The sequence below is a fragment of the Mesorhizobium sp. B2-8-9 genome, from assembly GCF_006439475.1.
Lineage (GTDB): Bacteria > Pseudomonadota > Alphaproteobacteria > Rhizobiales > Rhizobiaceae > Mesorhizobium.
In genome coordinates, this window is record NZ_VFTQ01000035.1 from 1 (window position 1) to 15,089 (window position 15,089).

The following is a 15,089-nucleotide window of genomic DNA, read 5'->3' on the forward strand; positions in this document are numbered from 1 at the left end:
CCAAAAGCCAAAACGGAGCGAGGCCTCGCGACCAAATCGCTCCGCGAGCCTGTCCTTGCTAACTGCGCAACAGGTCCACAAGGGGAGAAGGGAGAGGTGCTACTTCGCCTTCGAGAACGCCAGCCACAGTCCGCCGCCGACTAGGAAGCTGCCGCTGATGCGCGACATCAGCTTGACGCGGTTGGCCGACAGAACGCGCCCGGCGCGGCCTGCGGCAAGGGCATAGGTCGAGTCCGACATGGCAGCGAAGATCATTGCTGTCAGGCCCATGACGACAATCTGCAGCGTATAATTTCCCTGCGGGGCGATGAACTGCGGGAAGAAGGCGCCGAAGAACACCAAAGTCTTCGGATTGCTGATCGCCACCAGAAAACCCTGCAGGAAGAAGCCGCCGCGCGGCTTTTTCGCGGACCCGTCGGGGTTCAGCGCGCCTTTCGCGCGGAACATTTGCACGCCCATCCAGATCAGGTAGGCGGCGCCGAGCAGCCGCACCCATTCGAACCAGTGGCCCATGCCGGCGATCAGCGTGTTGAGGCCGATGCCGACGATGGCAATCATGATGGCAAGGCCGGCCTGGGTGCCGGCGACGTTGGCCAAGCCGGAGCGCGAGCCGTGGCGGATGCTGTTGGCGATGATCAGCGTGACCGTGGGTCCCGGCACCAGGATGATGACGATGCAGGCGACGACGTAGGTGGCGTAGAGTTCCAGCGACATGATCTTTCCCCGAACAGGACAGCGCCGACTTGGGCGGAGCGCGATCAATGCACGGGATTGACGCTGGCGCAAGCTGGCCGGGCAGGGCGGCCCGTCATGCAGCTCCCGCCGCCCATGGCAGGGTTGCCTCGTAGGCGGCGCCGGCCTTGAGCACGGCGAGATCGCCGCGCGGGCGGCCGATCAATTGCATGCCCATGGGCCGGCCCTTCTCGTCGAAGCCGGCCGGCACGTTGAGCGCCGGGCAGCCGCCCAGCGTGGCAAAGGCGGAGACCTGCATCCAGCGGTGATAGCTGTCCATGGTTCGCCCCGCGACCTCGCGCGGCCAGTGGGTGGTCACGTCGAACGGGAAGACCTGGGCAGTGGGCAGCGCGATCAGGTCGAAGCGCTCGAAAAGCGCAAGCAACGTCCTGTGCCAGGAGGTGCGCCGGACGGTCGCGGCATGGATCTGCGGCGCGGTCAGGCGCATCCCCTGCTCCACTTCCCAGACGGCCTCCGGCTTCAGAAGCCCGCGTCTTGCCGGATCGTCATAATACGCCTTCAGCCCGCAGCCGCTGCTTGCTTGGCGCAAGGTGACAAAAGCCTGCCACAGCGCCTCGAAATCGACATCCGGAACCAAGGCTTCACTGTGGAAGGAAGCATCGGTGAAGCGGGCAAGCGCAGCCTCGCAGAGGTCGAGCACGCCCGGCTCCGTCGGAAGGTGGCCGCCGAGGTCTCCCAGCCAGGCGATGCGGCCGCCGGACGCTTTCGCCCCCAAGCCGTCGAGGAACGACCCCTCCTTATCATGCGAAAGCGGTGCATGCGGATGATAGCCGGCCTGTTCGTCGAGGAGCAGCGCGATGTCGCGAATGTTGCGGCCCATCGGCCCTTCGACGCCCATCTGGGAATGGAAGACATCGACGTCCGGGCCCGCAGGCACAAGGCCCTGCGAGGGACGGAAGCCGTAGACATTGTTGTAGGCCGCCGGATTGCGCAGCGAACCGCCGAAGTCGCTGCCGTCGGCGACCGGCACCATGTCGAGCGCCAGCGCCACGGCCGCGCCGCCGCTCGAGCCGCCGGCGGTCAGCGCCGGGTCGAAGGCGTTGAGCGTCGGCCCGAAAACCGGATTGTAGGTGTTGGAGCCGAGGCCGAATTCCGGAACATTGGTCTTGCCGATGATGATGGCCCCGGCCTTGCGGACGCGCTCGACGAAGAAGTCGTCCGTGTCGGGAATGAAATCGGCAAAGATCGGCGAGCCGAAGGTGGTTCTGAGCTCCTTGGTCTGGGCAAGGTCCTTGATGGCGATGGGCAGGCCGTACAGCGATCCGGCCTCGCCGCCTTGCGCCAGATTGGCATCGGCCCTGTCGGCCTCGGCAAGGACATCGGCGCGCTCGCGCAGCGAGACGATGGCGTTGACCAGCGGGTTGACCGCCTCGATGCGGTCGAGGAAGGCGCTGGCCACCTCGCGCACCGACAAACGGCGCTGCCTGATCTCGCCGGCGAGTTCGACGGCGGAGAGGCGGCAGATATCGCCGGCCGGCGGCACTGCATGCTTCGTTATCGGACGCATGGCCGCTACCGCGCCGCCGCCAAGGCGGCGTCGACATCCTTTGTCAACGGGATCGCCGGCTGCGCGCCGGGTTTCAGGCAGGCGAGCGAGCCGGCTACGGCGGCGCGGGTGAGCGCATCCTGAAGTGAGAGACCGGACGACAGGCCGGCGCCGAAATAGCCGCAAAACGTATCGCCGGCGCCCACCGTGTCGATCGGGGTGATCTTCAGCGCCGGAACGGCAAGGAAATCGCCCGGTGTGGCGGCCAGCACCCCGTCGCCACCGAGCGTGACGACGATGATGCGGCCTGTCTTTTTGGCATAGTCGCGCATGCGGGCCGGGCGGTCGCGCCCCGAAAGCGCGAGCGCCTCGCCATAGAGATCGAACTCGGTTTCGTTGGCGACGGCATAATCGGCCTTGCCGAGGAGGCCGGCGGCTTCGGCACGGAACGGGGCGGTGTTGAGCACGCTGACGGCGCCCGCCGCGCGCGCCGCGTCGAGCGTGGCCTCGACGGTCTGCAACGGGATCTCGTGCTGCAGGAGCACGACGTCGCCTTTCTTGAGATAGGCCTTGGCGACATCGCCCGGCACAACCGAATCATTGGCGCCCGGCACCACGGCGATGACGTTTTCGCCGTCGCCGCCGACCAGGATCAACGCCGTGCCGGTGGAGGCGAAGCTCTCGCCGACACCGGACAGATCGACAGCGCCGGCCCTGAGAAGGGCGAGCGCCTCGGCGGCAAAACTATCCTTGCCGATCGCGCCCACCATGCGCACTTGCGCGCCGGCGCGCGCCGCGGCCAGGGCCTGGTTGGCCCCCTTGCCGCCGGGCGCGGTGGCGAAGCCGGAGCCGCGCACCGTCTCGCCGGGTTCCGGCAAGCGGTCGACATTGGCGATGAGGTCGAGGTTGATCGAACCGACAACGATAATCAAGAAACTGCCTCCCGGTGAAGCGGGTCAGCCTGCGCTGAAAGGCGGACCTGCTCCAAGACTTCTGCTTTCTTGCGCAATTTCAGGGGAAAATACATGGCGTGTTTTCCCCTGGAATTGCAGGCTGGGCGCGAAGCTAGCCGCAAAGCCCGCCGGTTGCCAGATCATGTCGTCGCTGGCGCGGTCTGGCCCACAGCATCATTCGCAACGGACAGTGACCTCCGCCTGGTAACTGCCCGCCGGGAAGATGCCCGGCAACTTCGTGGCGGTCAGATCGACCTGGATCGTATGGGTGCCGTTGGTCAGCCGTTGCGGCGAGCTGCCCGGGTTATCCAGCCCAGATCCGTCGAGGCGGAAGACTGAGGCGAAAGAGACGTCGGTGTCGCCGCCGCTCGGAGCCGAGGTGAAGGCGATCGGCGCCGGCGCGGAGACGGTATAGCAGTCTAGCAGGTTCAGGATCGAACACAGCGTCGAGTTCGCGATGATGGTGGCGCCGGCGCTCGACCCGCCCGCCTGCTTGGAACCGAATATGTTGATAGAGGGGTTCGATTTCATCGTTCCCGAGGCACCGATCATGATGGTGCAGGTGCCGATGATCGCCGCCTGTGCCGGGAGACAGAAGCCGGCAAGCGCTGCCGTCGTAAGCAGCGCGCGGCTATTTCCGCTTCTTTTTTTCATTGCCGGTCGTGCCTCGGATGCTCCAGCCTTCGTTGGCCCATCCTGCCGATTTGACCTGGGCCGCGCTGACTTGGGCCGCGCTGGCCTGGGGCGCGGGACCCTGAGGTGTGGGGGCCGCCACACTTCCTGTCGTCTGACCATCGGCGCCAAGGCCCATTTTCAGGAGCTTCAATTCAAGCTGCAGGCGCTCGACTTCCAGCTCGTAGAGGCGGCTGCAATCGACGCGTTTCGGCGTCCGCCCGATCGGGATCACCACGCGGCCGTATGTGGCGATGTCGCTATTGGCCTGGTTGCTGCTGTTGTTGCCCCGAATGACGCCGAGGTCGAGATAGGCGCCGCTGCCGGAGACGGCTGAACGGCAGGTCGTGCCGTCGCTGGCATGAACCTCGTCCTGGCCCTGAGGCAGGCTGACGCCGGGCAGGCTGAAACCGGTCTGGTTCTGATTCAGGTTCAGGATGTCCTCGGCAAGCCCCTGACTTGCGACAGCCAAGGCGGACAGCAGGGACAAGATCAGAACCTGCGATGCCCGAAAAACTTTCCGCATATCTGTGCCCTTATCTGGGTCTGCTCGCTTGGAAAGGGGATACTCTCGGTACAGATACGCACCTTGCGCTCGTTCGCGCCGTCGAACGGGACGACCACCAGAACCGGACGCGACGCCTGGCCGGCCAGAAGGAAGGCGCTTGGCGTGATCTTGGCGTCGACCGGCTGGAAATCCTGGTCATAGACATGAATCTCGACACGGATGCGCTGGTTATACGGGTTGCCTGGGAAGACACGAACGGCGAAGGCATCCGCGAAGGATCGCACCTCGCCCCGCATCGGCGTCATCGACTGGCCGGTCGCGGCTATGGGAAACAGCACGGCAGTCAGGCCCGCCGCCAGAATTGCAATCGTTCTCAAGGATCACTCCTTTCGCGACAAGACTATTCGCAGCGCAGCGTCACCGTTGCTTGGTAGTTGCCGGCGGAGAAGCGGTTCGTGCCGCTCTTGGTGCCAGAAAGATTGACGGCGACCGTGGATGTGCCTGGCACCGTCAGGGCCGTCGCAGTGCCGGTTTCCGCAATCGTCTGGGCGCCGGAAGTGGCGAAGGTGGGGGTCCATGTCGTCGCCGTAACGTCCGAAGCCGGCACGGTCGTCGTGGTTACCGGGTCTACGCTGAGCGAGACGCCGCCCGTGGTATCGACCTGAGCGCTGCCGGCTGAGCCGCCGGCATTATGCGAGCTCAGCGACTGAAGATTGCTGCTGACGGTCATCGTACCGTTGGAGTTGATCGTGACCGTGCAGGTCGCGGTGATCGTACCATTGAACAGCACATTTCCGGTGGCGGCCGATGCTGCCTGGCCGCCGCAGGCGGCGAGCACGCTCGCAGCCATGACGGCGCGAAAGAACTTCATTGAGACCCCGCTTTCGAGCCGGATAGTGCGGCTCAACGTGGGGTTATCTTCTCTTTATCGTGGTTAATTTAGCGTTAAGTGAAATAACAACGGAAAGCAACTTCAAAGAAACCGGCGATAACCAGAGGTTGTCGCCGGTTGCATTCAATAAATAAAACGATGCATTTAGTTTGGCTGCGTCGGTTTATATTACAATACGCGGTTTTTTGCAGCGGGACACAGAAAAAATCGATTGTTTCAGGACGTCACTTGTCCCGCTTCCCAACCGAGGATGGCGCGCTTGCGCGTCAGGCCCCAGTGATAGCCGGTGAGCGCGCCGGACTTGCCCAACGCCCGGTGGCAGGGCACCACGAACGACATCGGGTTGGCGCCCACCGCCGCGCCCACCGCCCGGCTCGCGCTTGGCGCGCCGATGCTTGCCGCGATCGAGGAATAGGTGCAGGCCCTGCCCATCGGGATGCGCAGCAATGCTTCCCAGACGCGAAGCTGGAAATCGGTGCCGATCATCACCACGCGCAAAGGCTGGTCGGCGCGCCATTGCGTCGGGTCGAAGACCCGCGCGGCATAAGCCTGGGTGGCGGACATATCCTCGACATAGGTCGCATTCGGCCAGCGGCCGGACATGTCGGCGAAGGCAGCCCGCTCGCCGCCGGCGTCACAGAAGGCGAGACCCGCCAGGCCCCGGTCGGTGACCATAATCAGCGCGATGCCGAAAGGCGAGATGTGATAGCCGTAGCGGATGGTGAGACCCGCGCCACGGGTCTTATAGTCGCCGGGCGACATCGCCTCATGGGTGACAAAGAGGTCGTGCAGCCGGCCCGGACCGGACATGCCGAGTTCGAACGAGGTCTCCAGGAGCGGCATGCCTGAATCGAGCAGCCTGCGCGCGTGGTCGAGCGTCACCGCCTGCAGGAAGGCCTTGGGCGACAGGCCGGCCCAGCGCGTGAACAGTTTCTGCAGGCCGGTCGGCGTCTCGCCGACTTCCTCGGCCAGCACCTCGAGCGAAGGCTGATCGCGATAGTCGAGGCTGATCTTCTCGATGGCGCGGCGCACGACGTCGTAGTCGCTGCCTTCCGGCGTGATGTCGTTCTCAAGGATCGCGGTTGGTTTCATCCGCGTATTCATGGTCATCTGAGCGTTCATGGCAATATCTCCTTGACCGCGAATATCGGTCCTCCAGAGCTTTGCCACCACCCGAAACTTGCCTTCCCGCCATCCGCACCCAGATAGAGTCAGCTTCGGGCCGAAGAGGGTGATCATGGCCGTCGAAAAGGTTGATCTGACCGGGGCAAGGGAGACCTTGCTGATGACGCTCTACGGCAAGGCGCTGGAGAGCCGGCTGCCCAATTCGCTGCTCCAGGATCGCGTTGCCGACGAGGCGGTGCGCAGGATCGACTATGATTTCTCAAGGCTCAAGGTCGACGGCAATCTCGGGCTGGGATTTGCATCCGGGCGAAGACACTGGACGTATCAGCGCGTCTTGGCGGTCGCCAGCGCGCGCGAAAAGGCGGTGGCAAAACTTTCGCGGTCGTCGGGATTGAGGAAGCCGCCAATCGCGACACTCTTGCCTTGCGCCTCGACGGCCATCTTGGTGATGCCGATCTCAGCATGGCGGGCGATCGAGAACCGCGTCCAGAACGGGTTGAAGCGATGGTTTTCCGAGCGGCCGGAAGGCGCTGTCTTGCGAATGTCGAGACTGGTGCGCGAGACCGAGATTTCCTCACGGGCGCGCGCAGCCCGGTAATTGGCGCGGAAAGCGATGTAGACGGCGACCACGTCGAGGCCGAAGAAGCCGAACACCGGCCAGGCGCCATGCGCCAGGAAGAACGCGCCGGTGACCGCCCAGCCGAACAGAAGCGCTCCCATCAGGATCAGGAAACCGGTGCGGCCGAGCGAACGGTGCGGCGTCAGCAAGGCCTGGAAAAATGGCTCGTCGGCCTGGAACGAGGCGTTTGTGTCGCTCATGAGGGAATATTATAGGAGGGAAATGGCGCCTCCCAAGTCGAAAAAATCAGCAGCTGTCAAAAAACCTCAGCCCGCTATCCCGGGCGGCGGCCGGGCGCCTGGTCGACGGCCGCGAAAAGCCGCCACGCGGTCGCTCTACAGCCCCGCCGAAGTGCATGAGATCTTCCGGCGCTTTTCCGTGCAGCGGCCTGAGCCGAAAGGCGAGCTCGACTATGTCAACGCCTTCACTCTGCTGGTCGCAGTGGTGCTGTCGGCGCAAGCGACGGACGCCGGCGTCAACAAGGCGACCAAGGCGCTGTTCGCCGCAGCCGACACGCCGGCCAAGATGCTGGCATTGGGCGAGGCCAAGGTCGGCGACTATATCCGCACCATCGGTCTGTGGCGCAACAAGGCCAAGAACGTGATCGCGCTGTCGAAGGCGCTGATCGACGATTATGCGGGCCAGGTGCCGCAGGATCGCGACGAGTTGGTGAAGCTGCCGGGCGTCGGGCGCAAGACCGCCAATGTCGTGCTCAACGTCGCCTTCGGCCAGCATACCATGGCGGTCGATACGCATATCTTCCGCATCGGCAACCGTATCGGGCTGGCGCCCGGTAAGACGCCGGAACAGGTCGAGCAGGGGCTGCTCAAGGTCATCCCCGCCGAATATATGCGCCATGCGCATCACTGGCTGATCCTGCATGGCCGCTATGTCTGCAAGGCGCGCAAACCCGATTGCCCGGTCTGCGTCATCGCCGACATCTGCAAGTCGAAGGAAAAGACCACCGACGTGCCGGCCCCGCTGGTGCCGATCGCGCCGCTGAATGAGACGTTTCCGGTCGAGGCCGTCTGACTCAGTAAAGTTTTAATATCCGTAGCCGCGCGCCATGGCCGCGGCAAAAACTGGAATGAGCAGGAAGATAAAGCCCTCGGCGCGGACATAGTTCTTCACCGAGGCCAATTCCGCCGCCGGCACCGCGAAAGACGGATTGCCGCTCGCCTGCCTGTTCCAGGAGAGGAAGTGCATGGTCGGCACAATCGACAGCAGGCCGACGGTGACGAAGGCCGCCATCTTTGCCCAGAACACCCAATTGTAGACGTAGAATTCCCAGCCTTTCAGACCGAAGAACACCCGGCAGATGCCGACGATGACGATCAGCGCGGCGATGATGCCGTAGTGGCGGTCGATGCCGGCAAGCCGCTTCAGCGTCGCCGCTGCCAAATCGCCGCGTACCAGCACGAACTCGGCGCCGATGATGCCGGCCAGCGAAAACACCAAAAGGTGATGCGCGATCGCCAGCAACAGGTCTGTGGTGTCCATGGTTCTTCCTTCGGTCGAGTTACGTTTCTGGGTCGGCTCCGGGCGCAAACTAGCATCGCCGGGCGAAAAGCCCATAGCGATGCAGCCGTGCCATGGCTGTCATGGCTGGAAGAGGCCAACGCATTGTCCTGGCTCTTGATCGAGCGTGCTGTTTTGCTAAGCGCGGTCGCGTCAATGGAGGGGCAATGCCATGAGCATCAGAACCGAAGCCGGCGTGCCGCTTCTCGAAACGGCGCGCACCGTTTTGCGGCCGCACAGGCTGGATGATTTTGAAACCTATGCCGCCATGTGGGCGGAGCCCGCCGTCACCCGTTTCATCGGCGGCAAGCCGCGCACGCGCGAGGAGAGCTGGATGCGCTTCCTGCGCCATGCCGGCCTGTGGTCGCTGATCGGCTATGGGTTCTGGGCGATCGAGGACAAGGCGACGGGGCGCTTCATCGGCGAGGCCGGCTTCCACGACCTCAAACGCGAGATCGTGCCGTCTCTCGAAGGCGTGCCGGAGGCCGGCTGGGCGCTGGCCTCGGAGGCGCATGGCCAAGGGCTTGCGAGCGAAGTCGTGGGGCGGATCGTCGCCTGGAGCGATGAGGCGTTCGGACAGGCAAGAACGGTCTGCATCATCGATCCGGAAAACGGCGCTTCGCAGAAGGTGGCCGAAAGGAACGGCTATAAACAGATTTTGCGGACCACCTATCACGAGAAGCCGACGATCCTGCTGGAACGGCAGGCCGGATCCGGAAAGGAAAGCGCTTAACCCGCCTTGCGGCGCAAGGCCCCTGCCACTCCGTTCCACGCGTCCGCCTTTGCACCTGGATGGCTGCCCAGCACCGTCGTCGCATCGAATGGCTGGGGCCTCGCTATGGCATAGCCCTGCGCGTAATCGACGCCGATCGCTTTCAAGGCTTCGACGATGCCATCGCTTTCGACGAATTCGGCGATGGTGCGTTTTCCCGTCACCTTGCCGATGTGATGGATCATCTCGACCATCGCGCGGTCGATGCGGTCGTCGAGCATGTCCTTGACGAAGCCGCCGTCGATCTTGAGGTAGTCGACCGGCAGATGCTTCAGATAGGCGAAGGACGACATGCCGGAGCCGAAATCGTCGAGCGCGAAGCGGCAGCCCAGCCCGCGCAGATCGGCGATGAAGCGCATGGCCTCGGTCAGATTGGCGATGGCACTGGTCTCGGTGATCTCCAGGCAGATGGTTTCGGGCGCAATGGCGTGCGCGGCGAACTGCTCGCGCATGAAGCCGAGAAACGTCTCGTCGCCGAATGTGGCGCCGGAGAGATTGATCGCGCAGGTGGATATCGGCGCCGCGTGCGGATCGGTGCGTCGCGACGCCAATATGGCGAAGGCGTTGCGTATCACCCAGCGGTCGATCGCCGGCATCAGTCCGTAGCGCTCCGCCGCCGGAATGAAGCTCTGCGGGGTGACGAAGCTGCCGTCCTCGTCGGTCAGCCTGAGCAGGATTTCGACATGCGCGCCTGCCTCGGCAATATCGTCGCGCAACGGCGCGATCTCCTGCGAATGCAGCCGGAAGCGGTTCTCATCCAGCGCGGCATGCAGGCGCTGCACCCAGGCCATCTCGCCGAAGCGCTCGCGAAGTGCGGTGTCGCCGTCGCTGTGGAGCTGGACGCGGTTGCGGCCCTTTTCCTTGGCCATGTAGCAGGCGACGTCGGCGGCGCGCAGCACCTCCTCCAGCGTCATGCCGACATTGGCGACCTCGACCATGCCGATGCTGACGCTGATGTTGAAGGGACGCCCTTCCCAGGAGAAGTGCAGATCCTGGACCGTGGCGCGCAACCGTTCGGCGGTGGCGGCGGCACAGTCGGCATCGCAATCGAAGAGCAGCACGCCGAACTCGTCGCCGCCCAGTCTCGCCAGGATGTCGCCGAGCGGCAGCTCGTTGGCGAGCAGCGCCGAGATCTGGCGCAGCAGCTGGTCGCCGGCGGCGTGGCCGCAAGTATCGTTGACCAGCTTGAACTGATCGAGGTCGAGATACATCAGCGCGTGCCGGCGCGACTTTTCCGGGTCTTCTGAGATCGCGCTCGCCAGACGCTTCTCGAAGTCGCGGCGGTTGACGAGACCGGTCAGCGCGTCATGCGATGCCTGCCACGAAAGGCGCTCGATATAGTCCTGCTCGCGCGTCATGTCTTGCAGGGCCAGGACGCAACCCAGGATCGAGCCGGAAACGATCAGCGGAGCGCCGTTCAGCGCCACCGGCACGACCGAACCGTCGGGGCGCTCCAAAAGCTGCGGGCGAACATTGGAGCGGCGCGGCTCGCCCGCCAGCAGGCGCGGGATCAGATCGGTCTCCTCGACGCCGCTGTCCTTGTCCACGAGCCGGAACAACGAGGCGACCGATCTGCCTTTGGCGGCGGCTAAAGTGCAGGCAAGCAGCCTCTCCGCTCCGGCATTCATATAGTCCAGCCGCCCCTCGGCATCGGTGCTGATGACGGCCTGGCCGATCGAGGCCAATGTGATCTGAGCCCGCTCGCGCTCGGCGCTGAGGGCTGTCTGAAATGCCTGGCGCTGTTTCATCAGCTTTCGCGTGCGCCAGACGGCGAGCAGGATAAGCAGTGCGGCTGTCGCGAGATTGGCCGCCGTCAGCGCCGTCTTGATGAAGCGCGATCCCTCGCCGAGACTGTCGGAGAAGGCCTTGGCGAGCGGCCCGATCTGGTGGTCGACCTGGTGGATTTGCACCTTCCAGAGGGCGATCTCGGCTGACGATGGCGGCCCTTTTTCGAGCCTGCGATGCATGTCGTCGCCAAGTCTTTGGATGGCGAGGATCATCTCGTCGGCAGCCGTCCAGTGGCGGATCGCGGTGTCGAGATAGCTGACGCCGCGGAAATTCCGGAACAGCCAGATCAGGCCGGCGACATCGTCGGGATGGTTGTTGCCGCCGAGAAAGCCAAGCTTGGCCGCATTCGTGTCGGGCTCAGCCTGTTCGAGCGCAAGCCGTGCGGCGCGATCGGCCAGCGGCACGGCGATGGCCTGACGATATTCGCTGAAATACTCTTCCCGGCCGGTGTCGGCATAAAGGCTGAGGAAATAGATGGCGTGCTTCTGCCCCTTCGACCATTGGCTTTCGCCGCCGACATAGGCGCGGACGGCTGACAACGTGTGGAGGCTGAGGGTCGCAATCAGCGCCTGGATCAGGACGACCGCGACGAAGGGCCAGACCAGCCCGATGAGACGCGTGGCGGCATCGGTCGATGAGAGCTTCATCCCATTCCCATGGCGCGTGCGCAGGCCCCCTCGGTGTCTGTCCGACTGGCTCATCCGCCGGTTGAGACGATGTTCTTCCCCACATGTCGTCCGGTTACTGGCGACATCAATCCAAATAACGTGCCTGGATTAACAGTCGATAAATTTGCCCAGTATTTGTTTCATGAGTTATTGCTCAGCAACAGAAGGACGCTTACACGCTTGATGCCGATATTTCGTGCCTAATACCGGTCTACGGTGCGAGGGCGCGAAAGAAAAGCCGGCAACATCAATCCGATAGCGCCGCGCGACAGTCTCGTCTCAGCGCTTGGTCTTGGATTTGTTGAGCGCAACGGCCTCGCGGACGAGCGCCTTCAGGGCGTCGGCGTCGATCTTGTCGCCTTCCTTGAAATCGATGGCGCGCCGGGTGTTGCCTTCCAGGCTGGAGTTGAAGAGCTTCTTGGGATCGGGCAGCGCCGCGCCTTTGGCGAAGGTCAGCTTGACGACGGCCTTGTAAGTCTCGCCGGTGCAGATCATGCCGGCATCCTCCCAGACAGGGACGCCGCGCCATTTCCATGTCTCGACGGCTTCGGGCGCTGCCTCCCTGATAAGAGCGCGGAGCCGGGCAAGCGTCTCGCCCCGCCAGTCGCCCAGCTCCTTAATCCGTCCGTCGATCAGTTCGGACGCAGACTTGCCGTCCTGTACGTCGCCTTGTTGCATGTCCGGTTCTCCTCGATGCTGAATAAGAGATCGCCACCATGGCCCTTTCGGGGAGATGGCGCTTGATTTTTCGTGCGCTTACATCCGTTCGCCGGGCAGCTGGCTTGCCTGCTTCACCCAGGAGACGAACTGCTCCTCGTCGATCGGCTCGTTCTCGTGGATGTGGAAATAGCGTGTGTCCTTGCTCTTGGATTCGACAGGCGGCACGGGCTTCAGCGACAGGCCGCGGAAGAACGCCACCTTGATGTATTTGGCGAAGCAATGGATGCCGAGGAACCAGCCTTCGCCTTCCATGCCGTAGAAGGGAGAGTTCCATTTGACGGCCTTTTGCACACCAGGGACGGCCTGCGTGATGAGCTGGTCGAGCCGGCGTCCGACCTCGCTCTTCCAGCCCGGCATCGCCGCGATATAGGCCTGCACCGGAGCATCGCCATAGCCCTTGGCGATCTGCGGGTTTCCGCCCGAAAGCAGGACAGGTTTGGCGTCCGCGGATCCGGCAGCCTTCGATTTCGTCTTTGCCATCAGGCCGATCCCGTGCGCTCGCCCGCCGGCTCCCCGCGCCATCTGGCGGCATAGGGCAGCACGAACATATAGAGGCCGCTGAACAGCAGCAGGAAAAGCGGAATCAACGGCGAATAGACGATCCAGGCGGGCGGCGGGCCCATGGCCATGGCAGCGAAATTGGCAATGACGGTGACGGTGAAGATGATCGAAAGCCAGCGGTGAAGCTGCCTGATCCACTTGCTCCAGTTCAATATAACCTCCCTTGCGAATGACGATACGGATCGAGCTCTCTACCAGTGCGCCAGTTGCGAAAGCTGAATGAGGTTGCCACAGGTGTCGTTGAGCTGCGCGATGGTCGCGCCGGTCACCGCGGTCGGCGCCATGGCAAAACTGCCGCCATTGGCCTTGATGCGCTCATGGTCGCTCTTGATGTCGTCGGTGAACAGCATCAGCGCCGGCTGGCCTTGCTTGAAGATGGCCTGCTGATAAGTCTTTGCCGCCGGATTGTCGTTGAGGGCCAGCTGCAGTTCGGTGCCGTCCGGATCGTCAGGCGAAACGACAGTCAGCCAGCGAAACGGCCCATTGGTGAAGTCGGCCTTCTTGGTGAAGCCCAGAATTTCGGTATAGAAGCCAAGAGCCTTTTCCTGGTCGTCGACATAAATGCTGGTCAGCTTGATCTTCATTTCGGTGCCTCCATTGCTTACGCTAGCGGTTTGCCGCCCCGCTGGGACCGTGTCTGTCTTTTGAGGCTTCGGCGGACTTCAATCGATCCGCGAAAGCAGCTGCTCCAGGGCCGTGAAGTTGCGCTTCCAGCCGACCGTGGCGCCGCGGTAATACGGCTCCTGGTCGGTGCGGAAGCCGACCTGCTCCATGCGCAAACGCGTGCCCTTGCCCGTCGGGGTGAGCGTCCAGGTGACCACGCTCTCGAGATCCTTGGTGTCCCAGCTGTAGGACAGGGTCCGGTTGGGCTCGACCGTCCGCACCTGGCAGTCGACGCCGCCCCATTCGGCGCTCATGTTGAAGCGATGGTCCACGACCGGCTTGAAGCTGTTCTTCATCAGCCACTCCTCGATGAGATGCGGTTGGGTGAGCGCGCGCCAGATCTTTTCCGGCGGAAAAGGTATCTCGCGCTCGACGATGACGGAGCGCGTTGCGGCCTCATTCATTGATCCATCCTTTTGAGCAGGTCTTCCAGATCGTCGAAGCGGCTTTCCCAAAACCCCGCCATGTGGCGCGTCCAGTCCATCAACGGCGCGAGCGCCTTGAGCTGGGCGCTGTAATGGGTCTGGCGGCCCTCATGGCGGTCGCGCACCAGTCCCGCCTCCTTGAGGACGCCCAGATGCTTCGATACCGCCGGCTGCGACACCCCGGCCTGGGCGGTCAGGGCTCCGACCGTCTGCTCGCCGTGACGGCAGAGGCGTTCGAAGATGGCGCGTCGCGTCGGATCGGCGAGCGTCCTGAACAGCATGTCATGCGCGGTCGTCATTTTTAACCGATAACCCAGTGGCTATTGATTGACGTATAACCATTGGGATATGCATGAGTCAAGCAGCGAATGAGGACGCGCACCTGAAGCCGCGGCCGTGGGCCGGCACGCCGGTACGGCCGGACGGCACTGAAAAGATGGTTGCTTATGCCGCGTTTGCTGACGGAACGGTCAAATCCCTCAGCAGCGTGGAAAGGTCCGGTTCGTCGATGAGCAGGGCGGCGTCGACCGCCGGAAGCCATGCGCGCTGCCGGTTCGCGGCTTCCTGCCAGTCGACAAGCTCCTCGGCGACCTCGAGCAGATAGACCACAACGTCGACCCGAATGAAGCCGTCGGGCATGCGTTTCCAATAGGAATAGGTGCCGGCAGGCTGCTTCAGCGTCCTCCCGAGCACGCCGGCTTCCTCCCGGGCTTCGATCATTGCCGCCTTGCGCCCGCTCTTGCCCTTCATCGGCCAGCCCTTCGGCACGATGAAGCGCCGCGTGCTGCGCGAGGTGACCAGCAGCACTTCCAAGCTGCCGTCCTCTCGCAACCGATACGGAATGGCCGCCACCTGGCGGATGCGTTGGCCCTTCTTGGCTTTGCGAACTGCTTTCTTCTTGGTTGTTGCCATCCCAAATTCCGGTGAGAGCAGCGTTTTGCCGCACGCTATCTGCGCGGCAAAAAC

General features: G+C 63.5%; 20 protein-coding genes. 2 read left to right on the forward strand and 18 right to left on the reverse strand.

The annotated features are described in order from the left end of the window. Nucleotides 1–99: 99 nt before the first annotated feature. The 9 genes from FJ423_RS28735 to FJ423_RS28780 all read right to left on the reverse strand — a co-directional run bounded on the left by FJ423_RS28735 (nucleotide 100) and on the right by FJ423_RS28780 (nucleotide 7,208). On the reverse strand, nucleotides 100–714 hold the full coding sequence (locus FJ423_RS28735) for a LysE family translocator (RefSeq protein WP_140846275.1): 615 nt from the start codon (nucleotides 712–714) through the stop codon (nucleotides 100–102). Between the two features lie 94 nt (nucleotides 715–808). Next, nucleotides 809–2,260: an amidase gene (locus tag FJ423_RS28740; protein WP_140846276.1), complete on the reverse strand. Its 1,452-nt coding sequence runs from the start codon at nucleotides 2,258–2,260 to the stop codon at nucleotides 809–811. Between the two features lie 5 nt (nucleotides 2,261–2,265). Beyond that, the gene (locus FJ423_RS28745; protein ID WP_140846277.1) at nucleotides 2,266–3,171 is read right to left on the reverse strand and encodes a ribokinase; all 906 of its coding nucleotides are present in this window, start codon (nucleotides 3,169–3,171) and stop codon (nucleotides 2,266–2,268) included. A gap of 195 nt (nucleotides 3,172–3,366) precedes the next feature. Beyond that, nucleotides 3,367–3,846 carry a hypothetical protein gene (locus FJ423_RS28750; protein WP_140846278.1) on the reverse strand — a complete coding sequence of 160 codons (480 nt, stop codon included), beginning with the start codon at nucleotides 3,844–3,846 and terminating at the stop codon, nucleotides 3,367–3,369. Then, complete coding sequence (locus FJ423_RS28755; protein WP_140846279.1) at nucleotides 3,824–4,390, reverse strand: hypothetical protein; 567 nt, start codon at nucleotides 4,388–4,390, stop codon at nucleotides 3,824–3,826. Before FJ423_RS28755 ends, FJ423_RS28750 begins: the two co-directional genes overlap by 23 nt. Beyond that, nucleotides 4,357–4,749: a hypothetical protein gene (locus FJ423_RS28760; protein ID WP_095769276.1), complete on the reverse strand. Its 393-nt coding sequence runs from the start codon at nucleotides 4,747–4,749 to the stop codon at nucleotides 4,357–4,359. Before FJ423_RS28760 ends, FJ423_RS28755 begins: the two co-directional genes overlap by 34 nt. A gap of 23 nt (nucleotides 4,750–4,772) precedes the next feature. Continuing rightward, nucleotides 4,773–5,243, reverse strand: coding sequence for a hypothetical protein (locus FJ423_RS28765; RefSeq protein WP_140846280.1), 471 nt, complete (start codon nucleotides 5,241–5,243; stop codon nucleotides 4,773–4,775). 237 nt (nucleotides 5,244–5,480) lie between these two features. Then, on the reverse strand, nucleotides 5,481–6,386 hold the full coding sequence (locus FJ423_RS28770; protein ID WP_176477139.1) for a methylated-DNA--[protein]-cysteine S-methyltransferase: 906 nt from the start codon (nucleotides 6,384–6,386) through the stop codon (nucleotides 5,481–5,483). A 327-nt stretch (nucleotides 6,387–6,713) separates the two neighbouring features. Further along, the gene (locus tag FJ423_RS28780) at nucleotides 6,714–7,208 is read right to left on the reverse strand and encodes a DUF2244 domain-containing protein (protein ID WP_140846281.1); all 495 of its coding nucleotides are present in this window, start codon (nucleotides 7,206–7,208) and stop codon (nucleotides 6,714–6,716) included. A 22-nt stretch (nucleotides 7,209–7,230) separates the two neighbouring features. On the opposite strand from FJ423_RS28780, the gene nth reads away from it, so the two are divergent. Beyond that, on the forward strand, nucleotides 7,231–8,040 hold the full coding sequence (gene nth, locus FJ423_RS28785; RefSeq protein ID WP_140846282.1) for an endonuclease III: 810 nt from the start codon (nucleotides 7,231–7,233) through the stop codon (nucleotides 8,038–8,040). 12 nt (nucleotides 8,041–8,052) lie between these two features. On the opposite strand, the gene FJ423_RS28790 is transcribed toward nth, so the two are convergent. Further along, nucleotides 8,053–8,508 (reverse strand): DUF2214 family protein, encoded by a 456-nt coding sequence (locus tag FJ423_RS28790; protein WP_140846283.1) that lies wholly within the window; start codon nucleotides 8,506–8,508, stop codon nucleotides 8,053–8,055. A gap of 190 nt (nucleotides 8,509–8,698) precedes the next feature. Here FJ423_RS28790 and FJ423_RS28795 point away from each other — a divergent pair, with 190 nt between their 5' ends. Next, nucleotides 8,699–9,259, forward strand: a complete 561-nt coding sequence (locus tag FJ423_RS28795; protein WP_140846284.1) for a GNAT family N-acetyltransferase — start codon at nucleotides 8,699–8,701, stop codon at nucleotides 9,257–9,259. On the opposite strand, the gene FJ423_RS28800 is transcribed toward FJ423_RS28795, so the two are convergent. The 8 genes from FJ423_RS28800 to FJ423_RS28835 form a co-directional block, all read right to left on the reverse strand. Continuing rightward, nucleotides 9,256–11,733: an EAL domain-containing protein gene (locus FJ423_RS28800; RefSeq protein ID WP_140846285.1), complete on the reverse strand. Its 2,478-nt coding sequence runs from the start codon at nucleotides 11,731–11,733 to the stop codon at nucleotides 9,256–9,258. The two genes, FJ423_RS28795 and FJ423_RS28800, sit on opposite strands and share 4 nt — an antisense overlap. Nucleotides 11,734–12,033: 300 nt before the next feature. Continuing rightward, nucleotides 12,034–12,432, reverse strand: a complete 399-nt coding sequence (locus FJ423_RS28805) for a DUF1801 domain-containing protein (RefSeq protein ID WP_095769281.1) — start codon at nucleotides 12,430–12,432, stop codon at nucleotides 12,034–12,036. Nucleotides 12,433–12,510: 78 nt separating this feature from the next. Beyond that, nucleotides 12,511–12,954, reverse strand: a complete 444-nt coding sequence (locus FJ423_RS28810; protein ID WP_181174937.1) for a DUF1801 domain-containing protein — start codon at nucleotides 12,952–12,954, stop codon at nucleotides 12,511–12,513. After that, complete coding sequence (locus FJ423_RS28815) at nucleotides 12,954–13,187, reverse strand: hypothetical protein (protein WP_095769283.1); 234 nt, start codon at nucleotides 13,185–13,187, stop codon at nucleotides 12,954–12,956. Before FJ423_RS28815 ends, FJ423_RS28810 begins: the two co-directional genes overlap by 1 nt. A 39-nt stretch (nucleotides 13,188–13,226) precedes the next feature. Then, nucleotides 13,227–13,619: a VOC family protein gene (locus FJ423_RS28820; RefSeq protein ID WP_095769284.1), complete on the reverse strand. Its 393-nt coding sequence runs from the start codon at nucleotides 13,617–13,619 to the stop codon at nucleotides 13,227–13,229. 78 nt (nucleotides 13,620–13,697) lie between these two features. Continuing rightward, nucleotides 13,698–14,102, reverse strand: a complete 405-nt coding sequence (locus tag FJ423_RS28825; protein WP_140846287.1) for an SRPBCC domain-containing protein — start codon at nucleotides 14,100–14,102, stop codon at nucleotides 13,698–13,700. Further along, nucleotides 14,099–14,422 carry a metalloregulator ArsR/SmtB family transcription factor gene (locus FJ423_RS28830; protein WP_140846288.1) on the reverse strand — a complete coding sequence of 108 codons (324 nt, stop codon included), beginning with the start codon at nucleotides 14,420–14,422 and terminating at the stop codon, nucleotides 14,099–14,101. The genes FJ423_RS28825 and FJ423_RS28830 overlap by 4 nt, the downstream gene beginning before the upstream one ends. A gap of 145 nt (nucleotides 14,423–14,567) precedes the next feature. Beyond that, nucleotides 14,568–15,035: an NUDIX hydrolase gene (locus FJ423_RS28835; protein ID WP_140846289.1), complete on the reverse strand. Its 468-nt coding sequence runs from the start codon at nucleotides 15,033–15,035 to the stop codon at nucleotides 14,568–14,570. Nucleotides 15,036–15,089: the final 54 nt, after the last annotated feature.

Coding starts and splice junctions, on each gene's coding strand:
- FJ423_RS28735 (WP_140846275.1), bottom strand. CDS start 714: ATGTCGCTGGAACTCTACGCCACCTACGTCGTCGCCTGCATCGTCATC.
- FJ423_RS28740 (WP_140846276.1), bottom strand. CDS start 2,260: ATGCGTCCGATAACGAAGCATGCAGTGCCGCCGGCCGGCGATATCTGC.
- FJ423_RS28750 (WP_140846278.1), bottom strand. CDS start 3,846: ATGAAAAAAAGAAGCGGAAATAGCCGCGCGCTGCTTACGACGGCAGCG.
- FJ423_RS28755 (WP_140846279.1), bottom strand. CDS start 4,390: ATGCGGAAAGTTTTTCGGGCATCGCAGGTTCTGATCTTGTCCCTGCTG.
- FJ423_RS28765 (WP_140846280.1), bottom strand. CDS start 5,243: ATGAAGTTCTTTCGCGCCGTCATGGCTGCGAGCGTGCTCGCCGCCTGC.
- FJ423_RS28770 (WP_176477139.1), bottom strand. CDS start 6,386: ATGAACGCTCAGATGACCATGAATACGCGGATGAAACCAACCGCGATC.
- FJ423_RS28780 (WP_140846281.1), bottom strand. CDS start 7,208: ATGAGCGACACAAACGCCTCGTTCCAGGCCGACGAGCCATTTTTCCAG.
- nth (WP_140846282.1), top strand. CDS start 7,231: ATGGCGCCTCCCAAGTCGAAAAAATCAGCAGCTGTCAAAAAACCTCAG.
- FJ423_RS28790 (WP_140846283.1), bottom strand. CDS start 8,508: ATGGACACCACAGACCTGTTGCTGGCGATCGCGCATCACCTTTTGGTG.
- FJ423_RS28795 (WP_140846284.1), top strand. CDS start 8,699: ATGAGCATCAGAACCGAAGCCGGCGTGCCGCTTCTCGAAACGGCGCGC.
- FJ423_RS28800 (WP_140846285.1), bottom strand. CDS start 11,733: ATGAAGCTCTCATCGACCGATGCCGCCACGCGTCTCATCGGGCTGGTC.
- FJ423_RS28805 (WP_095769281.1), bottom strand. CDS start 12,432: ATGCAACAAGGCGACGTACAGGACGGCAAGTCTGCGTCCGAACTGATC.
- FJ423_RS28810 (WP_181174937.1), bottom strand. CDS start 12,954: ATGGCAAAGACGAAATCGAAGGCTGCCGGATCCGCGGACGCCAAACCT.
- FJ423_RS28820 (WP_095769284.1), bottom strand. CDS start 13,619: ATGAAGATCAAGCTGACCAGCATTTATGTCGACGACCAGGAAAAGGCT.
- FJ423_RS28825 (WP_140846287.1), bottom strand. CDS start 14,102: ATGAATGAGGCCGCAACGCGCTCCGTCATCGTCGAGCGCGAGATACCT.
- FJ423_RS28830 (WP_140846288.1), bottom strand. CDS start 14,422: ATGACGACCGCGCATGACATGCTGTTCAGGACGCTCGCCGATCCGACG.
- FJ423_RS28835 (WP_140846289.1), bottom strand. CDS start 15,035: ATGGCAACAACCAAGAAGAAAGCAGTTCGCAAAGCCAAGAAGGGCCAA.